The following is a 25,640-nucleotide window of genomic DNA, read 5'->3' on the forward strand; positions in this document are numbered from 1 at the left end:
CCGGTCGCGTGTCGCCGGCCGGTACGCCTGCGCTCCCCGGGGACCGAGGTCCTGGTCCCGCGCCCCGGCGCGGCCGCGGCGAGGCGCCCACTCGGGGCATGCCTCGGACCGCCCCGGTCGTCGCGTACGGGCTGCCGCTCGGCGCGGGCGGACGGTGCGTGCGCACCGACGGCCGCGGTCGTGGCTGCCGGCCGTATCGGGCCAGCGGGACCTCCCGACCCCTCCGGCCGGGGGCCACGCCCCCGGGTGGGTCGCCGGTCTCGTCGTCGCTCAGCGGATGTCGGCGCTCTCGCCGTAGAGGTGGAAGTGGGCCAGGGCCTCGCGGCGGGCGATCTTCCAGCGGCCGTGCTCACGGACGTAGGTGTCGCGGTAGGTACCCCCGCCGCGCACCCAGCGGCCGTCGGTCATCTCGACGGTGACGTCGACGTCGGACTCGCCCGTGGCGCGGTCCTCCCCCGGCTCGACGGTGAGCACGAGGTTGGCGCTCCAGTGGTGCATCTGCCCGAAGGCGTCCCACTGCCGCTGCGCCGCGGCGAGGATCCCGTCGTGCCCTCGGAACACCTCGTCCGGGCCGACCTGCCAGACCCCGTCGGCGGCCCACACCGACAGGAAGCGCTCGGCGTCGCGCTTGTCCACCCCGTGGCAGTACTCGTGCACCAGCCGGGTGATCTCCGACTCGGACAGCAGCTTGTCGACGGCGGCACGGGCATCGGCGTCCATCGCTGCACCCTACGCCCGGTCCGAGCCCCCCGTCCCGGTCCTCGCGCGGGCCTGCAGCAGACGCTCCAGCAGGTCGGTGACGTCCTGAGGGCTGCCCACACGGTGCCCGGCGGCGGTGTCACCGTCACCGACCTTGACCCCGACGTCGCCGCCGTCGGCCTCGAGCACGGCGAACGCGTCCTCGTCGGTGACGTCGTCGCCCACGTACAGCACCGACACGGCCCCCGTCCGGCGCCGCAGCGCGAGCACGGCGCTGCCCTTGTCGGCCTCGACCACCGTCATCTCCACGACGTCGTGACCGCGCTTGACGTGCACCCCCGGCGCGGCGGCCGGACCGGCCAGCACCTGCTCCGTCGCGGCCTGCGGGTCCTCGGCCCGGCGCACGTGCAGCACCACCGCGGTCGGCTTGTGCTCCACCGACGCCCCCGGGTACCGGTCGACGACGGCCTGGACGGCGGCGGTGGTCCGCTCCAGCAGGTCCTGCTGGGCCGCGGTGAGCACGACCCCGTCACCGTCCCCCGGCTCGGCACCGTGCCCCCCGACCAGCAGCCAGCCCGGCTCGGGCTGGGCCACCTGCCGCAGGCTGGCCAGCCCTCGGCCGGACACCAGGGCGACGGGGCAGCCCGACGCCGCCAGCCCGACCAGGGCCCGGCGCGTGCCCGGCAGCATGCGGGACTCGGCCGGGTCGTCGACCAGCGGGGCGCAGACACCGTCGAAGTCGAGCGCGACGAGCAACGGGTCACGGGCGGCGATCGCCACGACCGCCCCGACCGCGTCCCGCGCGTGCGCAGCGGCGTGCGGGCCCGGGGTGGCCGTCACTGCTGGCCCTGCGGCTCGCGGGGCTCCCCCGCCAGCGTGCCCAGGAAGTCCTTGGCCCAGCGCTCCACGTCGTGCTCCTTGACGCGACGGCGCATCGCGCGCATCCGCCGGCGCCGCTCCTCGACCGGCATCTGCGCCGCCCGGACGATGGCGGCCTTGCTGCCGTCGATGTCGTGCGGGTTGATCAGCACGGCCTGCGTGAGCTCGTCGGCCGCGCCGGCGAACTCGCTGAGCACGAGCACGCCGTCCCCGTCGTGGCGCGCGGCGACGTACTCCTTGGCGACCAGGTTCATCCCGTCGCGCAGCGCGGTGACCAGCATGACGTCGGCGGCCAGGTAGAGGGCGGCCATCTCCTCGCGCGGGAACGACTGGTGCAGGTAGTGCACGGGTGAGAAGCCGACGCTGCCGTGGTCGCCGTTGAGCCGGCCCACCGTCAGCTCGACCTCGTCTCGCAGGTCGGAGTAGGCCTGGACGCGCTCGCGCGAGGGGCTGGCCACCTGGACCAGGACGGTCGACTCCCGGTCGAGGGTGCCGTCCTCGAGCAGCTCGGCGAAGGTCGACAACCGGTGCCGGATGCCCTTGGTGTAGTCGAGGCGGTCCACGCCCAGCAGGACCGTCTCGGGGTCGCCGAGCTCCTTGCGGATCTGCTGCGCCCGCGCGACGACCTCGGGCGTCGTGGCCAGGTCCTCGAAGGCCTGGGCGTCGATCGAGATGGGGAAGGCGGCGACACGGACCTCACGGCGACCGGTGACGTCCTCGACCTGCACCGTGCCGCCCTTGGTCACCACGTCGGCGGCGCGGCGGCACGCCCGCAGGAAGTTGGTCGCGTCGGAACGGCGCTGGAACCCGACCAGGTCGGCGCCCAGGACACCTTCGACGACCTGCCTGCGCCACGGCAGCTGGCTGAAGATCTCGTAGCCGGGGAACGGGATGTGGTTGAAGAAGCCGATCTTGAGGTCGGGGCGCTGCTCGCGCAGCCGGGCGGGCACCAGGAGCAGCTGGTAGTCCTGCACCCAGACGGTGGCGCCCTCGGCGGCCTGCGCCGCGGCGGCGTCGGCGAAACGCTGGTTGACCTCGACGTAGCGGTCCCACCAGTGCCGGTGGTAGCCCGGCGCGGCGATGACGTCGTGGAACAGCGGCCACAGGGTGCCGTTGGACATGCCCTCGTAGTAGTCGGCGACGTCGTCGGCGCTCAGCGGCACCGGCACCAGGTGGATGCCGTCGGAGTCGAACGCCTCGCCCACCTCGCCCGGGGCCCCGGGCCAACCGACCCAGGCGCCGTCGTGGGCGTTCATGATCGGGGCCATCGCGGTGACCAGACCGCCCGGGGACGTCTCGTAGCGGGGAGAGCCGTCGGAGTCCGTCCCCACCTGGTCGACGGGCAGCCGGTTGGCCACGACCACGAAGTCGTACTGTCCGGACGGCATGCAAGAGCCTCCTGTGCGTCACCGATGACCGGGCCGATCGGCCCTGCTGGCCGGTGGGTACCCGCGTCACGGTCCCCCACTCCCCGCCGAGGCCAGGATGGTCGCCCGAGTGGGCCGCGTCCAGCCCGGCCCCGGCCCGGGCGGGTCGTCCGGCCCGACCGCGCCGATGGGATCGCCCGGCTGACGGGCGCACCCGCCGGTCAGCCCGACGAGATCGCCCTCGTGACGGGCCGCACCCGGCGTGTCGCCGTCAGGAGGGCGAGCTCACCCCGGGGCGGGGGGTGGTGCGCGGCGGAGCAGGGCACGGGCGGCGGTGCGGTCGGGCTTGCCGTTGCCGTTGCGCGGGAGGGCGTCGACCACGAGCACCCGCACGGGGACGGCGTGGACCCCGACCCGGTCCCGGACGGCGGCCCGCAGGGCGGCGACGTCCACCCGCCCCGTGGTCCCGGCCGGGTCGGACTCGTCCGACCCGCCGGTCGAAGCAGCGCCGTCGGGCGGGCCGGGGGCCACCACCAGCGCGGCCACGTCGTCACCGTGCCGGCGGGCGGGTACGCCGACCACGAGGGCGGCCTGGACCAGCCGCGACGCGACCATCGCCCGCTCGACCTCGACGGGGTGGATCTTGACCCCGCCACGGACCAGCACGTCGGCGACCCGACCGGTGATGCGCAGCCGGCCGTCCTCCAGCCGGGCCAGGTCTCCCGTGGTGAACCAGCCGTCGGTCACGGCCAGCTCGTCGGGCGAGGCGTACCCGGGGGTGAGGGCGGGCGTCCTCACCGTGACCGCTCCCTCCTGCCCGACCGGGACGTCGACGCCCGAGCGGTCGACCAGGCGCAGCGTGACGTGGGGCTGGACCTGCCCCACCGTGCCCGCCCCGGCGACGGCGTCCTCCGGTCCCAGGCAGCTGATCGGCGCCGGCACCTCGGACATGGCGTAGGCGTCGTGCAGCGCGAGGCCGGGGACCCGGGCCCGGACGGCGTCCAGCACCTCGGGCGAGGCCGGCGCCCCGCCGAACACCGCCGCACGCAGCGTGGGCAGCCGCTCGGCCCGGAACCCGTCCTCGCGCAGCAACCCGTGCCACAGCGTGGGCACCAGGTCCAGCCAGGTCACCCCGTGCACGGCCACCAGCCGCACCAGCTCGCGCGGCGACCAGCGCGGCATCGTGACCACGGCGCCCCCGCTGGCCAGGGCGCCGGCCAGCTGGGTGACGTGACCGGACACCCACCACATGGGCAGGTGCACGGCCGTCCGGTCGTCGGGGCCCAGGCCCAGCAACCGGGTGTACGTGCGGGCGGCGGTGTCGGTCATGGCGCCGGTGAGCCTGACCAGCTTGGGTCGACCGGTCGAGCCGCTGGTGCAGATGAGCGCGTAGGTGGTCGACGCGTCCGGCGGTCCGGACCCGGGCGGGGGGACCGACGCGGTCAGGGCCCGAGGCAGCTGCGGCCGCGGTGACGGCGGACCGTCCGGGGCGGCGCGGGCAAGCAGCCCCGCCGTCGGCAGCAGCGTCCAGCCGCTCCCGCCGCTCCCCCCGTGGAGGGTCTGCGCCGTCGCCACCAGGTCGGGCTGCGCGAGCAGCAACCGCGGCCGGGCCGTCGCCAGCACCGAGCGCAGCCGGGCGGCCGGGTCCTCGACGGGCAGCCCCAGGTGGACCAGGCCCGCGCGGGAGCAGGCCAGCACGGCCACGGCCTGCTCGAGCCCGTTGCGGGCCAGGACGGCGACCCGGTCCCCCGGCACGGCGCCGTGACCGAGCAGCCGGGCCGCGGCCGCGTCGACCAGCCGTCCCAGCTCCCGGTAGGTCACCTGCTGCCCCAGCGCCGGGTCGACCACCGCGATCCGCTCGGCGAAGCGCCGGACCCCGTCGTCGAGCAGCCCGGCGAAGGACCGGAGCGGCGCCACCCCCGCGTCCGCACCGCGGCGCACGACGTCCTCAACCACCGGCGCGGACGGCCCGGATGCGGCGCAACGGGTAGTCCAGCTCGTACCCGGGGCGGGCGGCCTGCTCCGCGAGCCAGGCCCGCGCCGCGTCGGGGCCGGGCCCGTCGGCGGCGCGGACGTAGAACGACCGCACGACCAGGTCGACGTCGTCCGGGCCGACGGGGCGGCGGAACACCGCGACCTGGTCGGACACCAGGTCGAAGCCGTGACGCGTCAGCGCCTCAGCGAGCGCGGCCGGGGCCAGTCGCTGGCGGTAGCCCTGGCCCTGCTGGCCGAGCCGCTCGAGCAGCACGCCGTAGCCGGTGCCGGCGCCGTGCTCACGGGTCGGCACGATCGCCTGCAGCGGGGCACCGGGGCCGAGCAGGGCGGCGGCCCTGGCCAGCAGCTCCTCCAGCGGGACCAGCATCAGCGCCATGGCCACCGTCACCGCCGCGGGCCGCCGTGGGGGCTCGACGGCGAGCGCGTCGCCGAGGGTCACGTCCACCCCCGGCCGCAGGTCGCGGGCGACGGCCAGCTCGGCCTCGGACAGGTCGACGCCCGCGTAGCGAGCGAGGCCGACCACGTCGGCCACCGGGGCGCTGCCGCAGGCCAGGTCCCAGACCAGGGCGTCGGGCCCGCTCAGGTCCAGCCCCTCGCACAGCCACTCGTACGGCTGCACGTCGCCGTCGGGGCCGGGGCCCCGCATGGGCCGCAGCAGGTCCTCGGTGATGGCCGGGTGCCGCGAGTGGTACTCGGCCAGGAACCCGTCCCAGCCGCTCATGCGGTCAGGACGGAGTCGAGCACCTCGGCCCGGAGCCGCGCGAAGGCGGGGTCGGCGAGGGTGTGCCGGCCGCGGGCGGACCCGAAGGGCAGGTCCCGCACCGACACGACCCGGGCCGGGCGGGGGCTGATCAGGCCGAGCCGGTCGCCCAGCAGCAGGGCCTCCTCCACGTCGTGCGTGACCAGGACCGTGGTGGTCGGCCGTTCGGTGAGCAGGCCCCGCAGCCACTCGTGCATCCGCAGCCTGGTCTGGGCGTCGAGCGCGCCGAACGGCTCGTCGAGCAGCAGCACCGGCGGGGTGTTGGCCAGCACCTGCGCGATGGCGGCCCGCTGGCGCATCCCCCCGGACAGCTGCCGCGGCAGCGCGTCGGCGAACTCGGTCAGACCGGTGACGGCGAGCAGGTCGCGGACCGTGCCCCGGACGTCGGGGGCCCCGGTCTGCTGCGGCCCGAACGCGATGTTGTCGTGCACGCTCAGCCAGGGGAACAGGGTGCCGGCCTGCGCGACCATCCCCCGCAGCGGCGACGGACCGCGTACCTCGTCCCCGTCCAGGGTGACCGACCCGGAGTCAGGGGTCTCGAACCCCGCCAGCACGCGCAGCAGCGTGGACTTGCCGCAGCCGCTGGGGCCGAGCAGGGACAGGGTCTGCCCGGCCGAGACCTGCACGTCGACGCGGTCCAGCACCAGCAGCTCGCCGAAGGACAGCCGCAGCCCGTGCGCGATCAGGGTGCCCGTGGCGGCCGTGACCGGGGGTCCGCTCACGTGTCCGCCCAACGGACCCAGCGCCGGCTGGCCAGGCGGAGCAGCCGGTCCGCGGTGTACCCGACGAGGGCGAACACGAGGATGCCGACGACGATCTGGTCGGTGCTGCCGCGTTCGCGGGCGGCGTTCATCATCGCGCCCACGCCCCAGGTGATCCCGGCCAGCTCGCCGACGATGACGCAGGTCCAGGCCAGGGTGAGGGACAGCCGCAGCCCGGTGACGATCTCGGGCAGGGCGCTGGGCAGGTAGATGCGCTGCCACATCCGGGCCCGGGGCGTACCGAGCATCCGCGCGGTCTCGATGTGCTGACGCGGGATGCGGGCCACGCCGTCCGCGGTGGCGATGACGACGGGCCACAGCGCCCCGACGAAGACCAGCGTCCGGGCCGCCTGCTCCCCCAGGCCGAACTGCACGATGACCAGCGGCAGCCACGCGAACAGCGGGACCGCCCGCAGCGCGTTCAGCAGCGGGTCGGCCAGGTCGGCGAACCAGCGCGACAGCCCCAGCCCCAGCCCCAGGGCCAGCCCGACCGCGACGGCGATCCCCCAGGACACCCCGGTCCGCTCCAGGCTGGCGCCCAGGTGCTGCCAGCCCGCCCCGGTGAACGGGATCGTGCCCCCCAGGACGGGCGCGGGGGCGGTGAGGAAGAACCGCTGGGCGGCCTCCAGCACGTCCAGCGGCGACGGCAGCCGGTTGCGGTCACGCACCTCCAGCAGCACGGCGCCCTGCCACACCAGCAGCAGGGCCACCGGCAGCAGCAGGCCCACCAGCCGGCGGCCGCGGCGTCGGCGCGGGCGCAGCGACGCGAACCCGCCACCGGCCGCGGCCTCCGCGCGGGTCGTCTCGATCAGCGTCTGGGTCATGGCGACGTCAGAGGTCCCAGTACTCGCGGGCGTACAGCGCCTCGTTGTCCGGCTCGGTGTCCAGCTCGCCCGTCTGCACCAGCAGCTCCCCGACGGCCTCGAACTGCGACTCCCGGGCCTCGTCGAAGCGCCACTGCGCGCCCACGGTCCCCAGGACCTCCTCGTAGACGGCCTCGTCGAAGCCGAAGCTGTCGACCAGCAGGCTGCGCCACACCTCGGGGTCGTTCTCCCCGTCGGGGGTCATGTACTCCGCAGCCAGCTGCTGCATGCGGACCGTCAGGTCGACGACCTCGGGGTCCTGGAGGATGGTGGCCGAGGCCCACAGGGCGGTGTTGAGGTCACCCAGCGCCGTGTCGTACACCCCGGGGATCCGCACCCCGGTGCCGTCCACGACGGCCTGGCTGCACGGCGGCTCGCTGCCCATGAACGCGTCCACGTCGCCACCCGCGAGCGCCGCGACGTGGTCCGCGTAGCCCAGGGGGATGCCCTCGACGTCCTGGCCCAGGACCAGGCCGGCCTCCTCGAGGAGCTGGTTGAGGACGAGGACCTGCGCCCCGGGCGGGGGCACCGCGATCCGGCGGCCGGCCAGGTCCGCGACCGTCTCCACCTCGCCGGCCCGGCCGACCAGGCCGAAGCCCTGCCGCGCGACCATGGCCACGACCTTCGAGGTGATGCCGCCCTCGGCCTGGGTGAGCATGGGCACGTAGGGGGCCATCAGACCGAAGTCCAGGGTGCCGCCCTCGAGCCCGGCGATGATGTCGGCGGTGTTCGTCACCGGGGTGACCTCGATCGTCACGCCCTCGGGGGCGAACCGCTCCCAGAAGAGCATCGAGCTGGCGTGGTTCTGCGCGTACACGCAGGTGCGGATGGTGACCTCCCGGTCCCCCTCCAGCGGTGCCGGTCGACCGTCGGTGGCCGCGGCCGCGGACCCGGCCGGCTCGTCCGCCTCCTCCGAGCCGCCGCACGCGGCGAGGGCCATCCCGCCGGCGACCAGGCCCCCGGCGCCGAGCAGACGACGACGGGTGAGGCGGGCCGGGGCGAGCGGGTCGACGCCGGACGGGGCCGGGATGCGGGTCACAGTGAGGTCCTCACGGTCGGTAATCATGTAGGCGCGGTACGTAAGGACCTCGTCGGTGTGAGGATCGTCCCATGAGCGCCGATTCTGGAGTGGTTCGTCACCGACCGCCCGCCGGATCGGTCGACGGCCCTGATGTCGTGGTCGTCGGAGGCGGCGCGGCGGGCCTGGCTGCGGCGAGCGCGGCCCGCGCGGGCGGCGCGCGGGTGACCCTGGTGAGCGAGGGCCCGCTCGGCGGGGACTGCACCTGGCACGGCTGCGTGCCGACCAAGTCGCTCCTGGAGGCGGCCGCCGCCGGGCTGACGGTCGACGAGGCCCTCGCGCACACCCGTGCCGTGGTCGCCCGGGTCGCCCGGACCGAGAGCGAGACCGCGCTGCGGGGCGCCGGGACCGACGTCGTCCGGCAACGCGCGGGGCTGCTCCCCGACGCCCGGGTCCGGCTGGCCGACGGCACCGTGCTCGGCCCGTCGCGCGGGGTGGTGTGGGCGACCGGGTCGCGGCCGGTCGGAGCACGGTCCCTGGGACTCGACCTGCCGACCGGCGGCACCGTCGCCACCACGGACGGCTGGCTCGACGCGGTCGAGGCCCACCTGGGACGGACCCGGGCCGGGCGGGGCGGTCCCGTGGTGGTGGTCGGCGGCGGGGCCAGCGGGGTGGAGCTGGCGCAGGCGCTGGCCCGGCTGGGGCTCGCCCGCCCGCACGGCGTGGTGTTGCTGGAGCGCGAGGCCTCGCTGCTGGCCCCGCAGGCGGGCGCCGGCGCGGTGCTCGCCGCCTCGCTGGCCGCCGACGGCGTGCACGTGGTCACCGGGGCCGACGCCGACCGGGTGCGGGCGAGCGCCGGGCCCGGTTCGCTGCTGCTGCTGGCCGTCGGCCGGGAACCGGTGCTCGAGGGGCTGGGCGACGACGCGGTGCTCCGGGGCCCGGCCGGGGTGGTCGTCGACGCCGCGATGCGGACGGGCGCGGCCCGGGTCTGCGCGGCCGGTGACGTCACGGGGCTGCGGCCCAGCACCCACGTCGCGGTGGCGACGGGGCGGGTGGCCGCGGCGACGCTGCTCGGGCTCCCGGCCACCTTCGACGCCCGCTGGGTGCCGCAGGTGGTCTACACCGACCCCGAGGTGGCCTCGGTCGGGTGCGCGACCGGTCCCGACGGCACCGTCGGCGGCGCGACGGGTGAGGGACTCCTCACCCGCTCGGTGCGGGTGCCCTTGTCGCGCAACGACCGCGCCGTCGCGGCGGGCCTGCCGAGGCGACGGGCGTGGACCCGGGGCGGGTTCGTCCAGGTCTGGGTGACCGGGGCCGTGGACCCGGCCGCACCGGACGGCCCCCTGCTGGGCGGCGGCCGGCTGGCGGGGGCCCTGGTGGTGGGTCCGAGCGCCGGCGAGCTCATCGGCGAGGCGGCGCTGGTCGGCCGGCTCGGCCTGAGCGTCGAGCAGTGGAGCGGCGGGCGGGTGGGGCTCGGCGGTCTCTCCGCCCACCACGCCTACCCGACCTGGTCCTGGCTGTGGGAGGCCGCGGTCGACCGGCTGCTGGGCCGCTGACCCCCGGTCGCGCCGGGCGGACCCGGCGCTCAGCAGCTGCCCCAGACCCCCAGGCGGGCGTCCCGGGCCCGCTGCTCGGCGGCGATGACGGCCGCTGCGTGCTCGTCGTTGGGCGGGATGAGCACCGAGTAGGCGAACCCGTTCGCCGCCAGCGCCTCGTTGACGAAGACGCCGTCCGGGGTCCACGCGTAGGCCAGCAGCCGGTCGAACTGGTCCACCGTCTCCTCGTCCGCGGCGAGCACCACCGTGCTGCCGGCCGGCAGCAGGTCGGCGGCGAAGGCCGAGGCCTCCGGGCCCAGGCACTCCTGCGTGGCGTTGGGCCCGTCGACCTCGGGGGTGTCCACCAGCAGCAGGCGCACCCGGTGCTCACCGGCGGCCGGCAGCACCGTCCCGGCGTCGCCCGACACCAGCAGGGTGTCGCCGTCGACGACCCGCTCGACCGTGACCGGCTGGCCGCCGTCGGGCACCGGGACCGAGCTGACGTCCGTGGTCGCCTGCGCCTCGACCGACGCGAACGGCTCGTCGAGGTCCGGTCCCCCGCAGCCGGCCGCCGTCGCCGCGACCAGCGCCGACCCGACCAGCAGCACGCCGACCCGCAGGACCCTGCGCCGACCGCGCCTCACCCTGCGGTGCCGTAGGCCAGCTGCTCCAGGCGCTGGATCCGCTGGTCCATCGGCGGGTGGGTGGCGAACAGGCTCTTCATGCCGCCCCCCTTGCGGAACGGGTTGGCGATGAACAGGTGGGAGGCGTTGACCAGCTGGCGGTCCGGCGGCAGCGGCGCGGCCTGCGTCCCCCGCTCGAGCTTGCGCAGCGCCGAGGCCAGGGCGAGCGGGTCGCCGGTCAGCGCCGAGCCGTCCTCGTCGGCGTCGAACTCACGGGTGCGCGAGATGGCCAGCTGCACCAGCGACGCGGCGACGGGCGCCAGGATCGCGGAGGCCAGGACCCCGATGATCGCCAGCGGGTTGTTGTTGCCGCGACCCCCGCCGAACAGGAAGCTCAGCTGGGCGAACTGGGCGAACGAGGTGATGATGCCGGCGACGGCGGCGGCCACCGAGCTGGTGAGGATGTCGCGGTTGTAGACGTGCATCAGCTCGTGACCGAGGACGCCACGCAGCTCCCGCTCGTCCAGCAGCTGCAGGATGCCCGTGGTGCAGCAGACCGCGGCGTTGCTCGGGTTGCGCCCGGTGGCGAACGCGTTCGGCGCCGCGGTCGGCGACACGTACAGCCGGGGCATCGGCTGCTGCGCGACCGCCGACAGCTCGCGCACGATGCGGTACATGGCCGGCTGCTCGGCCTCGGTGACCGGGACGGCGCGCATCGCCCGGATGGCCAGCTTGTCGCTGTTCCAGTAGCCGTAGGCCGTGGTGGCCACGCCGATGACGGCGAACAGGAGCACGATCGAGGAGCTGCGGAACGCGACGGCGAGCGCGGCCCCGATGAGGAGCAGGATCCCCCACAGCGCCCCGAACAGCAGCGCGGTCTTGAAGCCGTTGTGATGGTTGTGCCGCTGGAGCACCGTGCCTCGCTCTCGTCCGTGACGTCGGGGACCCCTACCACCCCAGTCTCCCCGGTGAACGCCGGTGAGGCTCACCACAGTTCCCCGGTGCAGCAAGCACTCAGGCTTGCGTAGACTGGTAGAAAGTCGGCCGCCTTGCTGTCTCAGGTCGGCCCTCGGACGTCACGTCCGTAGGATCGGAATCTCCCCGACGAGAGGTTGTTACACCCACGATGGCAACCACCACCCCGCTCGACCACGTCGTCATCCGCTTCGCGGGGGACTCCGGCGACGGCATGCAGCTGACCGGGGACCGGTTCACCGCCGAGACCGCGGCCCTGGGCAACGACCTCGCGACGCTGCCCAACTTCCCCGCCGAGATCCGCGCCCCTGCCGGCACCCTGCCCGGCGTCTCCAGCTTCCAGCTGCAGTTCGCCGACCACGAGGTGCTCACGCCCGGCGACGACCCGGACGTCCTGGTCGTGATGAACCCGGCCGCCCTCAAGGCCAACCTGCGCGACCTGCCGCACGGCGGCACGGTCATCGCGGACTCCGACAGCTTCACCAAGCGCAACCTGTCCAAGGTCGGGTACGCCTCGAGCCCGCTCACCGACGGCAGCCTCGACGCCTACCGGCTGCACTCGGTGCCGCTGACGTCGATGACGGTGACGGCTCTGGCGGAGCTGGGCCTGGGTCGCAAGGACGCCGAGCGCTCCACCAACATGTTCGCGCTCGGCCTGCTGTCCTGGCTGTACTCCCGCCCCACCGACGGCACCCGCCGGTTCCTGGAGTCCAAGTTCGCGGCCAAGCCGCACATCCTGGCCGCCAACCTGCGCGCGCTGGAGGCCGGCTGGGCCTACGGGGAGACCACCGAGGTCTTCACCGTGCGCTACGAGGTCGCCCCGGCCCCGAGCCGCTCCGGCACCTTCCGCAACATCACCGGCAACACCGCGCTGGCCTACGGCCTGGCGGTCGCCGCCCACACCAGCGACCTGCCCCTGGTGCTCGGGTCGTACCCGATCACGCCGGCCAGCGACATCCTGCACACCCTGTCCGGGCTCAAGCGGTTCGGCGTCACCACGCTGCAGGCCGAGGACGAGATCGCCGGGATCGGCGCCGCGCTCGGCGCGGCCTACGGCGGTGCGCTCGGCGTGACGACCACGTCCGGGCCCGGCCTGTCGCTCAAGGCGGAGATGCTGGGCCTCGGCGTGATGCTCGAGCTGCCGTTGATCCTGGTCGACGTGCAGCGCGGCGGACCCTCGACCGGCCTGCCCACCAAGACCGAGCAGGCCGACCTGCTGCAGGCGATGTTCGGCCGCCACGGCGAGGCCCCGCTCCCGATCGTCGCCGCCGCCACGCCGGGCGACTGCTTCGACGCCGCCCGCGAGGCCGTCCGCATCGCCGTCACCTACATGACCCCGGTGATCCTGCTGTCCGACGGCTACCTGGCCAACGGCTCCGAGCCGTGGCCGATCCCGGACGTCGCGAGCCTGCCGCGCGTCAAGGTCCGCTTCGCGCACGCCGACGACGTCCCCGCCGGGGAGAAGTTCCGGCCCTACTCCCGCAACCCCGGCACGCTCGCGCGGCCGTGGGCCGTGCCGGGCACCGCCGGGCTGGAGCACCGGATCGGCGGCCTGGAGAAGGCCGACGGCACGGGTGAGATCAGCTACGACGCGGACAACCACGACCGGATGGTCCGGCTGCGCCAGGCCAAGGTCGACGGCGTCGACGTCCCGGACCTGGACGTCGACGACCCGTGGTCGTGCGACCCCGACGGCGCGGACCTGCTGGTCCTGGGCTGGGGCTCCACCTACGGCCCGATCAGCGCCGCCGTCCGCAAGGCCCGCGCCGCCGGCCTCAAGGTCGCCCGCGCCCACCTGACGCACCTCAACCCGTTCCCGGCCAACACCGGCGACGTCCTCCGCGCCTACCCGAGGGTCCTGGTGCCGGAGATGAACCTGGGCCAGCTGGCCCTGCTGCTGCGGGCCAAGTACCTGGTCGACGTCATCAGCCGCACCACGGTGCGCGGGCAGCCGTTCAGCTCCGGCGACCTCGAGCAGGCCATCACCGACGCGGTGACCCACGCGCCGCCGCGCACGACGGCACGCCGCTTCGGACGCAACGGCGGCCCCGACCACAGCACCGACCACACCCAGGAGGTCCACGCATGAGCATCGAGCTCGGTCTGCCGACCGTGGGCCAGGGCCTGCGCGGCGTCCCCACGCTGGACGCCGGCGAGGCGCTGACCCGCAAGCAGTTCGTCGCCGACAACGAGGTCCGCTGGTGCCCGGGCTGCGGTGACTACGCGGTGCTCGCGGCGGTGCAGGGCTTCCTGCCCGACCTGGGCCTGCGGCGGGAGAACATCGTCTTCGTCTCCGGCATCGGGTGCTCGTCGCGCTTCCCGTACTACCTGGACACCTACGGCGTGCACTCCATCCACGGCCGTGCCCCGACCTTCGCGACCGGCCTGGCGGTGGCCAGGCCGGACCTCAACGTCTGGGTGGTCACGGGCGACGGCGACGCGCTGTCCATCGGGGCGGGGCACCTGCTGCACACCCTGCGCCGCAACCTCAACGTGACGATCCTGCTGTTCAACAACCGGATCTACGGCCTGACCAAGGGCCAGTACTCCCCCACGTCGGAGACCGGCAAGGTGACCAAGTCCACCCCCGCCGGCAGCGTCGACGGACCGTTCAACCCGGTGTCGATGGCGCTGGGCGCCGAGGCGACCTTCGTGGCTCGCACCCTGGACTCCGACCGCGCGCACCTGACCCAGGTACTCAGGGCCGCCGCCGAGCACCGTGGCACCGCGTTGGTCGAGATCTACCAGAACTGCCCGATCTTCAACGACGGTGCGTTCGACGTCCTCAAGGACCGCGACGAGGCCACCGCGCGGCTGGTCCGCCTCCAGTCCGGTGAGCCGGTGCGCTTCGGGGGCCCCGACGGCGACGCGAACGTGGTCGTGGCCCGGGCCGACGGCGGCGGCGTCGAGGTCGTGTCGCGCGACGCGGCGCTGGCGGCCGGCCGTGAGCCCGTGGTCCACGACCCGGCGGCCGACGACCCGTCGGCCGCGTTCGCGCTGTCCCGCCTGGACGACACCGCCATGGGCCACGTGCCGGTCGGCATCTTCCGCTCGGTCGACCGGCCGGTGTACGACGACCTGGTCCGGTCGCAGGTCGACGGCGCGGTGTCGGCCGCCGGCGGCCCGGCCGACGACGCGGCCTTCACGGCCCTGCTCACCGGCTCCGACACCTGGACGGTGGACTGAGCCCCCGCCCGCCCGCCCGGCCGGTCAGGCGGCGTGCTCGTCCAGGTGACGGGGCAGGTCCCGCATCCGCACCAGGGGGCTGAGCAGGACCGGCAGCACCGCCAGCGACTGTCCGACGACCCCGACCCACAGGGCGGTCAGCACACCCTGCTGCGCCCCGATGACGCCGCCGGCGAACGCGCCGACCGGCATCGTGCCCCAGATGACGAACCGGACCGAGGCGTTCATCCGACCCAGCAGGGGCCTGGGGCACAGCCGCTGCCGGAACGACACCTGCGCCACGTTGTAGAGCACGACCCCGACACCGAAGGCGGCTCCCGACACCGCGAGCAGGACGACGGCGACGGGCCGCGACTGACCGGCCGCCAGCGGCACGAGCGCCGTGGCCGGCAGCGTGGGCAGCAGGGCCAGCGCGATGGTGCGCCCCTCCCCCACCAGCCTGATCACGGGTCCGGCGGCGAACGCCCCGACGAGCCCGCCGACCGCTCCGACGCTGAGCGCGATCCCCAGCCCCGTCTCGCCGATGCCGAGGTCACGGATCGCGTACAGCACCAGCAGCGCACCCCCGACCGCGTTGAACAGGTTGCCGACGGCGGTGGTGGCGACGATGCGTCGCAGCAGCGGCTGCCGCAGCACGAAGCCGAGACCCTCCCCGATCTCGACGTGGAGCGGTCGACGGTCGGAACGGCTGGGCGGTTCCTCCCGGTGCCGGATCCGCAGCGTGAACACCACCGAGCCGAGGAAGCTGATCGCGTCGAGCAGCAGGACCAGCGGAGCACCCAGCACCCGGACCAGCACCCCTCCCAGCCCCGGGCCGGCCACGTGCGCGACCGAGTGCGAGATCTGCAGCTTGGCGTTGCCCTCGCTGATCCGCTCCGAGGGGACCAGGGACGGCAGGTACGACTGGTAGGCGACGTCGAAGAACACCGTCGCCACCCCGACGACCGTGGCCACCACCAGCACGAGCGGGAAGCTCAGCACCCCGAGCAGCCAGGCCACGGGCAGGCTGAGCAGCGCCAGGCCGCGGACGACGTCCCCCCAGATCAGCACGTGCCGCTTGCGCATCCGGTCGACCCAGGCCCCGGCGGGCAGGCCGACCAGGAGGAAGGCGATGTTCTCGAAGGTGGCCAGCAGCCCCATCTGGAACTCGTCGGCCGCCAGCACGGAGACCGCGAGCAGCGGCAGGGCGATGCCGCCGACCTGGGTGCCGACCTGGCTGATGGTGTCCCCGACCCACAGCTGCCGGAAGTCGTGGTTGCTCGCCAGGCTCGTCCGGTACCAGCGCCGCAGCCGGGAGCCGGTCGGGGCGTCGGTGGTCACCGGCCCAGCCTCGGGCGACCGATTGGGAAATGTCAACCGGTATGTCGAGACCAGTACCGTGGGTCCGTGCAGCGCCCGGAGGACGAGCTCGCCGGCGACGCGTCGCCCGCGCAGGTGCGGCGTCCGGCCACCGACGCCGAGGCCCGCGCCCTCGCCTCCTCGCTGCGGCTGCGGATCCTGCGGATGTGCCTGGACGAGCCCCTCACCAACGCCCGCATCGCCGAACGGCTCGGGCGCCCCCCGGCCAGCGTCCTGCACCACGTCCGGACGCTGGTCGAGACCGGGTTCCTGGAGGCGCTGCCGACCCAGCAGGGCGTCCGCGGGTCCCGGCCGCGGCCCTACCGCGCCACCCGCAAGTCGTGGTTCATGGAGCACCCCACGTACACCAACCGGCCGATGGTGGAGGCGTTCGTGGCGGAGTCCGCCCTCGTCCCCACCGAGGACCTGACCACCAGCCGGCTGGGGCTGCGCCTGGACGCCGCCGGGCTGGAGGAGCTGCGGTCCCGCCTGGACGACGTGCTCCAGGACTTTGCCGCCCGCCCCCCGACGTCCGGCGGTCGACCGTGGTCGGTGTTCCTGTCGGTGCACCCGGACCCCGACCGCGACTGACCCCGCGGTCGGGCCCCGCGGTCGGGCCCCACCCGGCCCCAGGCCACCACGACGTGGGCGGCTGTGCCGCCGCCTGGCGCGCACGCGTCACAATGACCCCGTGCCCACCCCCACCGCAGCCCCGCTCGCACTGCTCCTGGAGAACATCCACCCCCACGCCGTCGAGCTGCTCGGCGCGGCGGGGTACGAGGTGCGCACCCACGCCGGCGCGATGGACGCCGCCGAGCTGACCGAGGCGCTGCAGGGCGTCAGCCTGCTGGGGATACGTTCCACCACCCACGTCACCGACGACGTGCTGGCCGCGGCGCCGGACCTGCTGGCGATCGGGGCGTTCTGCATCGGCACCAACCAGGTCGACCTGGCCGCGGCCACCGAGCGGGGCGTCGCGGTGTTCAACGCGCCGTTCAGCAACACCCGCAGCGTGGTCGAGCTGGCGGTCGCGGAGATCATCGCCCTCGCGCGCCGGCTCACCGAGCGCGACGACCTGATGCACGCCGGGGTCTGGGACAAGTCGGCCGAGGGCGCCCACGAGGTCCGCGGGCGCACCCTGGGGATCGTCGGCTACGGCAACATCGGCAGCCAGCTGTCGGTGGTGGCCGAGGCCCTCGGCATGCGGGTCGTGTTCTACGACACCACCGAGAAGCTGGCGCTGGGCAACGCCCGCGCCTGCGCCAGCCTGGACGAGCTGCTGGCCCAGGCCGACACCGTCACGCTGCACGTGGACGGCCGCGACGGCAACGCGGGCATGTTCGGCCCCGCGCAGTTCGCCGCGATGCGACCCCGCAGCCTGTTCCTCAACCTGAGCCGGGGCTTCGTCGTGGACTACGCGGCGTTGCGCCGGCACGTCGAGACCGGCCACATCGCCGGCGCTGCGGTCGACGTGTTCCCCACCGAGCCCAAGGCCAAGGGCGAGCCGTTCGACTCCGAGCTGCGCGGCCTGAAGAACGTCATCCTCACCCCGCACGTGGCCGGTTCCACCGCCGAGGCGCAGCAGGACATCGGCCGGTTCACCGCCGGCAAGCTGCGCGACTACGCCGCGGCCGGCACCACGACCCTGTCGGTCAACCTGCCCACGGTCACCATGGACCTGCGCGCAGGCACCTGCCGGGTCGCGCACCTGCACCACAACGTCCCCGGGGCCATGGCCCGGGTCAACCAGCTGCTGGCCGAGCACCTGGTCAACATCGAGGGTCAGCTGCTCAGCACGCGCGGGTCGGTCGGCTACGCGCTCACCGACGTCGCCGGCCCGCTGCCCAGCGGGTTCCTCGACGCCCTGGCCGCGGTCCCCGAGACCATCTCCACCCGCGTCGTGTCGACGTGACCCGTCCCGCGGCCCGCCCGTGAGCTCCCGGTCGGGGGTGCTGCTCGCTCTCGGCGCGTACGGCATGTGGGGCCTGTTCCCCCTGTACTTCCGCCTGCTCGAGCAGGCCGGCGCCGTCGAGATCGTCCTGCACCGCATCGTCTGGTCGCTGCTGGCCTGCGTGCTGCTGCTGACCATCGGGCGGGCGTGGTCGGCGCTGCGCGCCGTGACCCGCCGTCAGGTGGCGGTCCTGGCCGCCGCTGCGGTGGTGCTCAGCATCAACTGGGGCGTCTTCATCTGGGCCGTGAACTCGGGCCAGGTCGTCGAGGGGTCGCTGGGCTACTTCATCAACCCGTTGGTGTCGGTGCTGCTCGGCGTGCTGCTGCTGCGCGAACGGCTGCGCCGGGTGCAGTGGGTGGCGGTGGGGATCGCGGCCGTCGCCGTCGCCGTCCTCACCGTGGACTACGGCCGACCGCCGTGGATCGCGCTGGCCCTGGCCGCGAGCTTCGGCTGCTACGGCCTGCTGAAGAACCGGGTGGGACGGGGCGTCGGGGCGCTGCCCGGGCTCAGCGTCGAGACCGCGGTCCTGGCCCCGGCCGCCCTGGCCGGGCTGGTGTGGCTGCAGGTCGACGGGCAGAGCCACTTCGTCAGCGAGGGGCCCGGCCTGCTGTGGCTGCTGATCGGGTCGGGGTTCCTCACCGCCCTGCCCCTGCTGCTTTTCGCCGGCGCCGCCCGGCGGGTGCCGTTGTCGACCGTGGGGCTGCTGCAGTACATCACCCCGGTCATGCAGCTGGGGATCGGCGTGCTGGTGTTCGACGAGCCGATGCCTCCTCTGCGCCTGGCCGGGTTCGCGCTGGTGTGGGTGGCGCTGGTGGTGTTCAGCGTGGACGGTCTCCGCAGCGCGGGCCGGTCCCGCGCGCAGGCGCGCCTGCTGGCCCGGACCACGGCTCAGCAGTCCCAGCCCGCCCGCTGAGGCCAGCCGCAGCGCTTTGGCGCACGACCACCTGGGTAAATCAGCGAGTCACTGCCTGTTGGGGTTCTGTTCACCGTCTGTCGGCCGTCCGGTCACCCGGACGGACCACCGTGCGGGGCGTCTCATCCCCACCTCACGGAGGACCCTCGTGACGATCACGCCCGAACGCCGCACCTTGCTCCCCATGCTCGGCAGGACCCACGGCACCCGCAGCGCCACCGTGTGCCACTGGAAGTGCGACGACGCCTGCGCCAAGCCGGTCCCCAACACCACGGACAACCCCCTCTTCGCCGACGTGCTCCGTCAGGTGGTGGCCCGCCGCACCGTGCTCGCCGGCAGCGCGGCCGCCGCGTTCACGGTGGGTGTCGCGGGTTCGGCCCTCCCCGCCGCCGCCGCCCCCGGTGTCCCCCCGCGGGCGCGCAGCGGGCGCCTGGACTTCACCCCGATCGCGCCCGTGCCCGCCGACGTCGACGCGGTCACGGTGCCGGCCGGCTTCGACTGGTCGACCATCATCGCGTGGGGCGACCCGGTCGCCCCCGGGGCGCCGGAGTTCGACGCCGACGCGCAGACGCCGGAGAAGCAGGCGATGCAGTTCGGCTACAACAACGACTACCTCGACATCCTGACGCGCTCGAACGGGCGCCGCGGGCTGCTGGTGGCCAACCACGAGTACACCAACGACGAGATCATGTTCCCGGACTTCGCGAGCACCGACCCCGAGGTGCAGGTCCGCAACATCCGCACCTCGATGTTCGCGCACGGGATGTCGGTCGTGGAGGTCGAGCGCCGCGGTCGCTTCGGCGCCTGGACCGCCGTCCGGGACGGCCGGCTCAACCGTCGGATCCACGTCGAGACGGAGTTCGCGGTCGACGGGCCCGCGGCGGGCAGCGACCTGCTGAAGACCGTCGCCGACCCCACCGGCACCCGGGTCCTGGGCACGCTCAACAACTGCGCGGGCGGCACCACCCCCTGGGGCACCGTCCTGTCGGGCGAGGAGAACGCGCAGCAGTACTTCCGGGCCGCCACCACCCCCAGCGCCGAGGAGCGTCGCTACGGCCTCACCTCCGGCAGCGGCCGCGGCTGGTACCGGGCCGACCCCCGCTTCGACCTGCGGGCCGAGGGCTACCGCAACGAGCCCAACCGTCACTTCTGGATCGTCGAGGTCGACCCGGACGACCCGACCTCGACCCCGGTCAAGCACACCGCGATGGGCCGGTTCAAGCACGAGGGCGCCGTCGTCCGCGTCGGTGGCTCCGGGCACGTGGTGGCCTACATGGGCGACGACGAGACGTTCGACTACGTCTACAAGTTCGTGTCCAGGAACACCGTGCGTCGCGGCACCAGCCCGGCCGCCAGGCGGCAGAACCGCACGCTGCTGAGCGAGGGCGACCTGTTCGTGGCCCGCTTCGACGGCGAGGGCGACTTCACCGACGGCTTCGACGGCTCCGGCACCTGGCTGCCGCTGGTCGTCGACGGGGTGTCCCACGTCCCCGGCATGAGCGTGGAGGAGGTGCTCGTCTACACCCGCATCGCCGGTGACCGCGTGGGCGCGACCAAGATGGACCGCCCCGAGGAGGTCGAGCCCAGCCCCACGACGGGTCACGTCTACATCGCGTGCACCAACAACCGGTCCCGCGACGGCCGGGTGGTGCGGGGCGAGGTGGCCGACGCCGACGCCACCAACCCCCGCAGCCCCAACAAGGACGGTCACGTCGTCGAGCTGATCGAGGACGGCAACGACGTCCGCGCCCGGACGTTCACGTGGAACCTGCTGCTGGTCTGCGGCGACCCCGACGACACGTCGATCCCGACCTACTTCGGCGGGTACGACGGACCGGTGTCGCCGATCTCGTGCCCGGACAACCTCGCCTTCGACCAGCAGGGCAACCTGTGGGTGTCCACCGACGGCCAGCCCGGCGCGATCGGCTACAACGACGCCCTGCACCTGGTGCCGGTCACCGGTCCGGACCGCGGGCGGGTGCAGCAGTTCATGGCCGTGCCGACAGGTGCCGAGACCTGCGGCCCGATCGTCGACAGCGTGGACGGGTCCGTGCTGATCGCGGTCCAGCACCCCGGTGACACCGACGACGCCACCTACGAGTCCCCGTCGTCGCTGTTCCCCTACGACGGCGTGGCAGCCATCCCCCGGCCGGGCTGCATCCACATCTACCGGACCAGCTGACACCACGCACGACCCGTGAGGGGGGCGGCCGGGCCGTACCCGGCCGGCCCCCTCACGTCGTGACGCACCGTCGCCCCCGGCCACGGAGCCGCCGGGGGATGACCTCAGGCGGTGTGCACGTCCAGGCGCCAGCCCGCCCCGCTGCGCTGCAGGTCGACGTCGAGCTGCTCGCCGGCTGCGTCCGCCAGCGCCTGCGGCGAGCGCGGCACCCGCGCGGGTCGCAGCAGCAGGTGCCGGGCCAGCAGGCCCCGGGTGTGCTTGGCGTGGTGCGACACGACGGCGCCGCCGCTGAGCACGCGCACCTGCACGGTGACCTCGGCCGCGTCACCGCGCGGCCGGTACGCCGCCACGTAGGCCGCCGAGCGGCAGTCCACCACCAGACCGTCCACCTCACCGCCCAGCACCTCGCCCAGCACCTCGCGCCAGTGCGCGGCCAGCGGCCCGGTCCCCGGCAGGTCCGTGCCCATCGACAGCCGGTAGGCGGGGACCCGGTCGCCGGGCGACAGCGCACCCCACAGCGCCGACACCACCACCACGTGGGCCCTGGCGCGGCGCCGACCGGTCGCGGGCAGGTCGCCCAGGCCCAGGGCGGAGAACAGCACCCCCGAGTAGACGCGGGCCATGTCGGTCGCCGGCTCGTCGCGAAGCCGCACGTTGCGTCGGACCTCCTCCTCCAGCGAGGCACCGACGCCGAGCAGGTCCGCAGCGTCCGGTCGGGCCGAGGCGCCCACCAGCGCGTCCAGCACCTGCAGTCGCTTCTCGGTGAGGCCGGGTCGGGACAGCGCGCCCAGGTCGACGGGGCGGGCACCGGCGGGAGCACGGGTCTTGCCCTCGGACGGTGGCAGCAGCAGGAGCACCGGCTGAGGGTACGTGGTGCACGACGAGGGGCCCGGTCCGCGGACCGGGCCCCTCACGTGCCGTTGTGCGGTCGTTCAGGTGGTGAGCATCAGGGCAGGAGAACCCGGTCGACCGTGTGACCGACCTGGACCTGGCCCAGGTTGATGTCGATGGCGTCGAGCACCAGGAGCGCGTCCCGGTTGCCCTCGGCGTCGTCGACGATCGCGATGGTGCCGTCGTCCCGCACGTCGATGGTGAGCGTCGTGCCCGCCGCGGTCGTCAGCGACGCCCCGTCGGACTGCACGACCACCGAGGAGTCGAGCGTCTGACCGACCACGACGTGGCCGAGCAGGACCTGCTCGATCTGCTCGACCGTGAACGCCGACGAGAGCCGGCGGTTGAACGCCTGCTCGTTCGTGACCCGCCCGGGGAACAACCCGGTCGCGAGGAACGCGTCGTCGTTCGGCAGGAACGCCGTCAGGGCCACGGTCGGGTCGAGCAGGATCCCCACCGGGGAGTCGGGCTTGGCCTCGAGGACCCGGAGCACCTGCGCGAGCAGGATGTCGTAGTCGTCGCCGTTCGCGTTGCGCAGCTCCGGACCGGAGGTGTCGGCCAGCAGGATGCTGCCGAGCGAGACGTCCGTGCCCAACGGCGCCACGGTGTCGAAGCCCACGACCACGGGGTTGTGGTCGCTGGCCCGGAACGCGTACGGCGCGTACAGCTCGGGCACGCCCGTGTACTGGTACGCGAACGGCTCGGCCGCGTTGACCTGCCAGATGTCGAACCCGGTGACCTTCTCGAACGCCGAGGCGCTGACGAGGCCGTGGTCCAGGTTCCCGTTGCGCTGGTCGAACGTGTACGTGTAGTCGTCGAGGGTCTCGATGACGTCGACGTACCCGGCGGCCTCCAGGGTCGTGATGGGGTCCTCGTTGCCGTACGCGTTGAAGTCACCCATGAGGAACACGTCGGGGTCGACGGCCTCGAGCTCGGCTGCGACCTCGGCGAGGGCCGCCGCCTGCAGCGTGCGGTCGGCGTTGACCGCCCCCTGGCCGTCGCACGCCGCCTGCAGCGTGCGGTCGGCGTTGACCGCCCCCTGGCCGTCGCACGCCGCCTGCAGCGTGCGGTCGGCGTTGACCGCCCCCTGGCCGTCGCACGCCGCCTGCAGCGTGCGGTCGGCGTTGACCGCCCCCTGGCCGTCGCACGCCGCCTGCAGCGTGCGGTCGGCGTTGAACGCCCCCTGGCCGTCGCCCTGGTCGAGGTTGGGCCCGGAGGCACCGCCCGCGCCCTTGGACTTGAAGTGGTTGCTGGAGACCCAGAACCGGTCGCCGTCGGCCGCGGAGAACAGCTGGTTGACGGGCTCGCGGGCGTTGTCCCAGATGGTGCCCGTGGGGTCCTCGCCACCGGACAGGGACTCCCCGACCGTCGTGACGGAGTCGCTGCGGTAGATGATCGCGTTCTGGATGACGTCCGGGCTGGCTCGGAAGTAGTCCGGGGTCTCGACGTAGTCCCAGACGTCGGCGCCGACCGCGGCGTTCAGCGCGTCGACGAGCGTCGCCGTGGCCACGTCCGCGTCCTTGCCGAACGGCACGCCGTACTCGATCTCCTGCAGCGCGACCACGTCGGCGTCGAGGGCGTTGATCGCCGTGACGATCTTGGCCTCCTGCCGGCGGAGGTCGGCCTCGGTGGAGGCGCCACGGGCCTGGGAGCTCTCGCTCGTCAGGGTGACGAAGTAGTTCAGCACGTTGAACGCCGCGACCGTGACGTCGCCGCCGACGTCGGCCGGGGAGTCCTCGCGCGGGTTGGTCTGCGCGAAGTCGACCTGGTCCGGGGCACCGGTGACCGGCTGCAGCCGCCACTGGTTGAACCCGTAGGACAGGACGTGGGTGCCGAGCTCGTCGACGGTGTCGCCGATGCGCAGCGAGGTGTCGAGCGTCAGGTAGGGCACCGGCCGCAGGTTCTGGGTGCTCGAGCCGTCGTCGATGGTGATCTCGCGGGTGCGGTTCTCGGCCTCGACGGCGTTGGCGGCGGCACCCGGCTCGGCGATCTCGGTGCCGTTGACGAGGATGCCGCCGGTGGACACCCGGACCTCGCCGAAGCGCTCGAGGCCGAACGCGCCGGTCACGGTGAGCTCCTCGGTGATGGTCACGACCATCGACTCGAACGGCTCGCGCTCGGCGTCGGTGGACGGCATGGGCAGGACGACGGGCGCGGGGACCGCGTTGCCGCTGCTGCAGACGTCCACGGCGGCGTCGCCGACCGCGGAGCTGCCGACCTGGGTGAGGGTGAAGAACTCGTCGACCGTGCCGCGCACGGTGACGACGTCACCGACGGACACCTCGACCGGGGACCACACGAAGATGCCGTCCGACGTGGCGGCGTCGCCGTCGCCCGCGTCCTGGATGGTGAAGCCGCTGAGGCCCGGGGTGTCGGAGGTGACCGTGCCGGTCAGGGTGACCACCTGGTCCTCGACCGGGCTGACGGGACCGCTGCCCTGGACCGCCCCGATGGTGGAGGTGGTGGGCAGACCGCACAGCTCGGGCTCCGGCTCCGGCTCGGGAGCCGGGCCGCCGCCGCCGACGGTGTCGTTGACGAGGCCGAACGAGTTGGTGTCGTAGGACCCCCACACGCCGTTGACCAGCTGCAGCGAGGCGCCGATCGGCTCGGTGCCGGCCTGCGAGACGCCGATGTCGGTGGCCGTCATGCCGGCGGCCGGGCCGTTGGCGGCCGTGAAGGTGCCCTCGTAGGAGAGCAGCTGCACGACCTCGTTCGCCGGGCTGACCAGGGCGAGACCGTCGTTGGCCCCGTTCTGGATCCCGTTGGCGGGGTAGGTCAGCACGAAGACACCGTCGCCGGTGGGGTCGCCGACCGGCTGGGTGATGACACCGAGCGTGCGGGTGCTGTACGTGACCGCAGCCGCCGGGTCGTTGGTGCCGTTGTAGAGGACGACGGACCAGCCGCTCAGGTCGGAACCGAAGTCGGCCTGGACCTCGATGGCCTCGCCGACGTCGCCGCCGGTGTTGTCGTAGTGGATCTCCGTGACGAACGCGCTGGTCGCGGGCTCCGGGTCAGGATCGGGATCCGGGTCCGGGTCCGGGTCGGGGTCGCCCGTCGAGCCGTTGACCCGGCCGAAGCTGTTGACGTCGGTCGCGGTCCAGGTGCCGCCGACCTTCTGCAAGGAGGCACCGACCGGGGTGGCCTCGCTCTGGGCGACACCGATGTCGACGCTGGTCCGGCCGTCGGCGGGACCGCCGACCGCGGCGAACGCGCCCTCGTAGGACAGGAACTCGACGACGGCGCCGGTGGCGTCGACGAGCGCGATGCCGTCCGGAGCACCGTTCTGCAGGCCGTTGACGGCGTAGGTCTCCACCAGCACGCCGTCGCCGCTCGGGTCTCCCGCGGGGACGACGCCGGTGAGGGGCTGCGTCACGGCCGGCGTGGTGTAGGGGGCGCCGTTGGCCCCGTTGTAGCGGACGAGCGACCAACCGGTCAGGTCGGTGCCGGCGGCGGCCTGGACCTCGACCGCCTCGCCGGTGTCCGTGCCCTGGTTGTCGTAGTGGATCTCGCTGATGAACGGGGTCGCGCTGGGGTCTGCGGCGGCGCTCGCGGGTGCGGCCGCGAGGCCGACCGTGGCGACTCCGACCGTCGCGGTGCACGCGATGAGCGTGCGCGCGCGACGTGTGAACGTTCCTGTCACTGGGTGGTCCTTCCGTGGGGGTCTGACCGGGTGACCGTAGACACGGAAGGTGAACAAAGGAAGA

20 protein-coding genes are annotated in these 25,640 nt (G+C 74.1%); 7 read left to right on the plus strand and 13 right to left on the minus strand.

The genetic code is table 11. From position 1 onward, the window contains the following. Positions 1-270: 270 nt before the first annotated feature. The 8 genes from ACR80Q_RS16395 to ACR80Q_RS16430 form a co-directional block, all read right to left on the minus strand. Positions 271-720 (minus strand): nuclear transport factor 2 family protein, encoded by a 450-nt coding sequence (locus tag ACR80Q_RS16395; protein ID WP_435378723.1) that lies wholly within the window; start codon positions 718-720, stop codon positions 271-273. A gap of 9 nt (positions 721-729) precedes the next feature. Beyond that, a complete protein-coding gene (gene otsB, locus ACR80Q_RS16400) occupies positions 730-1,539 on the minus strand; it encodes a trehalose-phosphatase (RefSeq protein ID WP_435378724.1) in 810 nt (269 codons plus the stop codon). Further along, positions 1,536-2,966: an alpha,alpha-trehalose-phosphate synthase (UDP-forming) gene (locus tag ACR80Q_RS16405; RefSeq protein ID WP_435378725.1), complete on the minus strand. Its 1,431-nt coding sequence runs from the start codon at positions 2,964-2,966 to the stop codon at positions 1,536-1,538. The genes otsB and ACR80Q_RS16405 overlap by 4 nt, the downstream gene beginning before the upstream one ends. A gap of 264 nt (positions 2,967-3,230) precedes the next feature. After that, positions 3,231-4,901 (minus strand): class I adenylate-forming enzyme family protein, encoded by a 1,671-nt coding sequence (locus ACR80Q_RS16410; protein WP_435378726.1) that lies wholly within the window; start codon positions 4,899-4,901, stop codon positions 3,231-3,233. Continuing rightward, positions 4,894-5,661, minus strand: coding sequence for a class I SAM-dependent methyltransferase (locus ACR80Q_RS16415; protein ID WP_435378727.1), 768 nt, complete (start codon positions 5,659-5,661; stop codon positions 4,894-4,896). The genes ACR80Q_RS16410 and ACR80Q_RS16415 overlap by 8 nt, the downstream gene beginning before the upstream one ends. Then, on the minus strand, positions 5,658-6,422 hold the full coding sequence (locus ACR80Q_RS16420; protein ID WP_435378728.1) for an ABC transporter ATP-binding protein: 765 nt from the start codon (positions 6,420-6,422) through the stop codon (positions 5,658-5,660). The genes ACR80Q_RS16415 and ACR80Q_RS16420 overlap by 4 nt, the downstream gene beginning before the upstream one ends. Beyond that, positions 6,419-7,285: an ABC transporter permease gene (locus tag ACR80Q_RS16425; RefSeq protein WP_435378729.1), complete on the minus strand. Its 867-nt coding sequence runs from the start codon at positions 7,283-7,285 to the stop codon at positions 6,419-6,421. The genes ACR80Q_RS16420 and ACR80Q_RS16425 overlap by 4 nt, the downstream gene beginning before the upstream one ends. Positions 7,286-7,292: 7 nt before the next feature. Next, entirely contained in the window at positions 7,293-8,363 is a 1,071-nt protein-coding gene (locus ACR80Q_RS16430; RefSeq protein WP_435378730.1) for an ABC transporter substrate-binding protein, read from the minus strand. A 71-nt stretch (positions 8,364-8,434) separates the two neighbouring features. Between ACR80Q_RS16430 and ACR80Q_RS16435 the strand changes: the two genes are divergently transcribed. Continuing rightward, a complete protein-coding gene (locus tag ACR80Q_RS16435; protein WP_435378731.1) occupies positions 8,435-9,898 on the plus strand; it encodes an FAD-dependent oxidoreductase in 1,464 nt (487 codons plus the stop codon). Between the two features lie 29 nt (positions 9,899-9,927). Here ACR80Q_RS16435 and ACR80Q_RS16440 read toward each other — a convergent pair whose 3' ends face one another. Both ACR80Q_RS16440 and htpX read right to left on the minus strand, forming a co-directional pair. Continuing rightward, complete coding sequence (locus tag ACR80Q_RS16440; RefSeq protein ID WP_435378732.1) at positions 9,928-10,521, minus strand: thermonuclease family protein; 594 nt, start codon at positions 10,519-10,521, stop codon at positions 9,928-9,930. Further along, positions 10,518-11,414 carry a zinc metalloprotease HtpX gene (gene htpX, locus ACR80Q_RS16445; protein WP_435378733.1) on the minus strand — a complete coding sequence of 299 codons (897 nt, stop codon included), beginning with the start codon at positions 11,412-11,414 and terminating at the stop codon, positions 10,518-10,520. The genes ACR80Q_RS16440 and htpX overlap by 4 nt, the downstream gene beginning before the upstream one ends. Positions 11,415-11,626: 212 nt before the next feature. Here htpX and ACR80Q_RS16450 point away from each other — a divergent pair, with 212 nt between their 5' ends. Together ACR80Q_RS16450 and ACR80Q_RS16455 are read left to right on the plus strand one after the other, a co-directional pair. Next, entirely contained in the window at positions 11,627-13,564 is a 1,938-nt protein-coding gene (locus ACR80Q_RS16450; protein WP_435378734.1) for a 2-oxoacid:acceptor oxidoreductase subunit alpha, read from the plus strand. After that, the gene (locus ACR80Q_RS16455) at positions 13,561-14,661 is read left to right on the plus strand and encodes a 2-oxoacid:ferredoxin oxidoreductase subunit beta (RefSeq protein WP_435378735.1); all 1,101 of its coding nucleotides are present in this window, start codon (positions 13,561-13,563) and stop codon (positions 14,659-14,661) included. The genes ACR80Q_RS16450 and ACR80Q_RS16455 overlap by 4 nt, the downstream gene beginning before the upstream one ends. A gap of 24 nt (positions 14,662-14,685) precedes the next feature. Here the strand turns inward: ACR80Q_RS16455 and ACR80Q_RS16460 are convergent, their stop codons facing one another. Then, a complete protein-coding gene (locus ACR80Q_RS16460) occupies positions 14,686-15,981 on the minus strand; it encodes an MFS transporter (protein ID WP_435378736.1) in 1,296 nt (431 codons plus the stop codon). A 66-nt stretch (positions 15,982-16,047) separates the two neighbouring features. On the opposite strand from ACR80Q_RS16460, the gene ACR80Q_RS16465 reads away from it, so the two are divergent. The 4 genes from ACR80Q_RS16465 (at position 16,048) to ACR80Q_RS16480 (ending at position 21,045) form a co-directional block, all read left to right on the plus strand. Next, on the plus strand, positions 16,048-16,590 hold the full coding sequence (locus ACR80Q_RS16465) for an ArsR/SmtB family transcription factor (protein WP_435378737.1): 543 nt from the start codon (positions 16,048-16,050) through the stop codon (positions 16,588-16,590). Positions 16,591-16,690: 100 nt separating this feature from the next. Further along, a complete protein-coding gene (gene serA / locus ACR80Q_RS16470; RefSeq protein ID WP_435378738.1) occupies positions 16,691-17,911 on the plus strand; it encodes a phosphoglycerate dehydrogenase in 1,221 nt (406 codons plus the stop codon). A 19-nt stretch (positions 17,912-17,930) separates the two neighbouring features. Next, positions 17,931-18,863, plus strand: a complete 933-nt coding sequence (gene rarD, locus ACR80Q_RS16475; protein WP_435378739.1) for an EamA family transporter RarD — start codon at positions 17,931-17,933, stop codon at positions 18,861-18,863. A 148-nt stretch (positions 18,864-19,011) separates the two neighbouring features. After that, on the plus strand, positions 19,012-21,045 hold the full coding sequence (locus ACR80Q_RS16480) for a PhoX family protein (protein ID WP_435378740.1): 2,034 nt from the start codon (positions 19,012-19,014) through the stop codon (positions 21,043-21,045). 104 nt (positions 21,046-21,149) lie between these two features. On the opposite strand, the gene ACR80Q_RS16485 is transcribed toward ACR80Q_RS16480, so the two are convergent. Continuing rightward, positions 21,150-21,902 (minus strand): YaaA family protein, encoded by a 753-nt coding sequence (locus ACR80Q_RS16485; protein WP_435378741.1) that lies wholly within the window; start codon positions 21,900-21,902, stop codon positions 21,150-21,152. A gap of 89 nt (positions 21,903-21,991) precedes the next feature. Further along, positions 21,992-25,576 (minus strand): ExeM/NucH family extracellular endonuclease, encoded by a 3,585-nt coding sequence (locus ACR80Q_RS16490; protein ID WP_435378742.1) that lies wholly within the window; start codon positions 25,574-25,576, stop codon positions 21,992-21,994. Positions 25,577-25,640 lie beyond the last annotated feature (64 nt).

Source organism: Aquipuribacter aurantiacus, assembly GCF_051216895.1.
Lineage (GTDB): Bacteria > Actinomycetota > Actinomycetes > Actinomycetales > JBBAYJ01 > Aquipuribacter.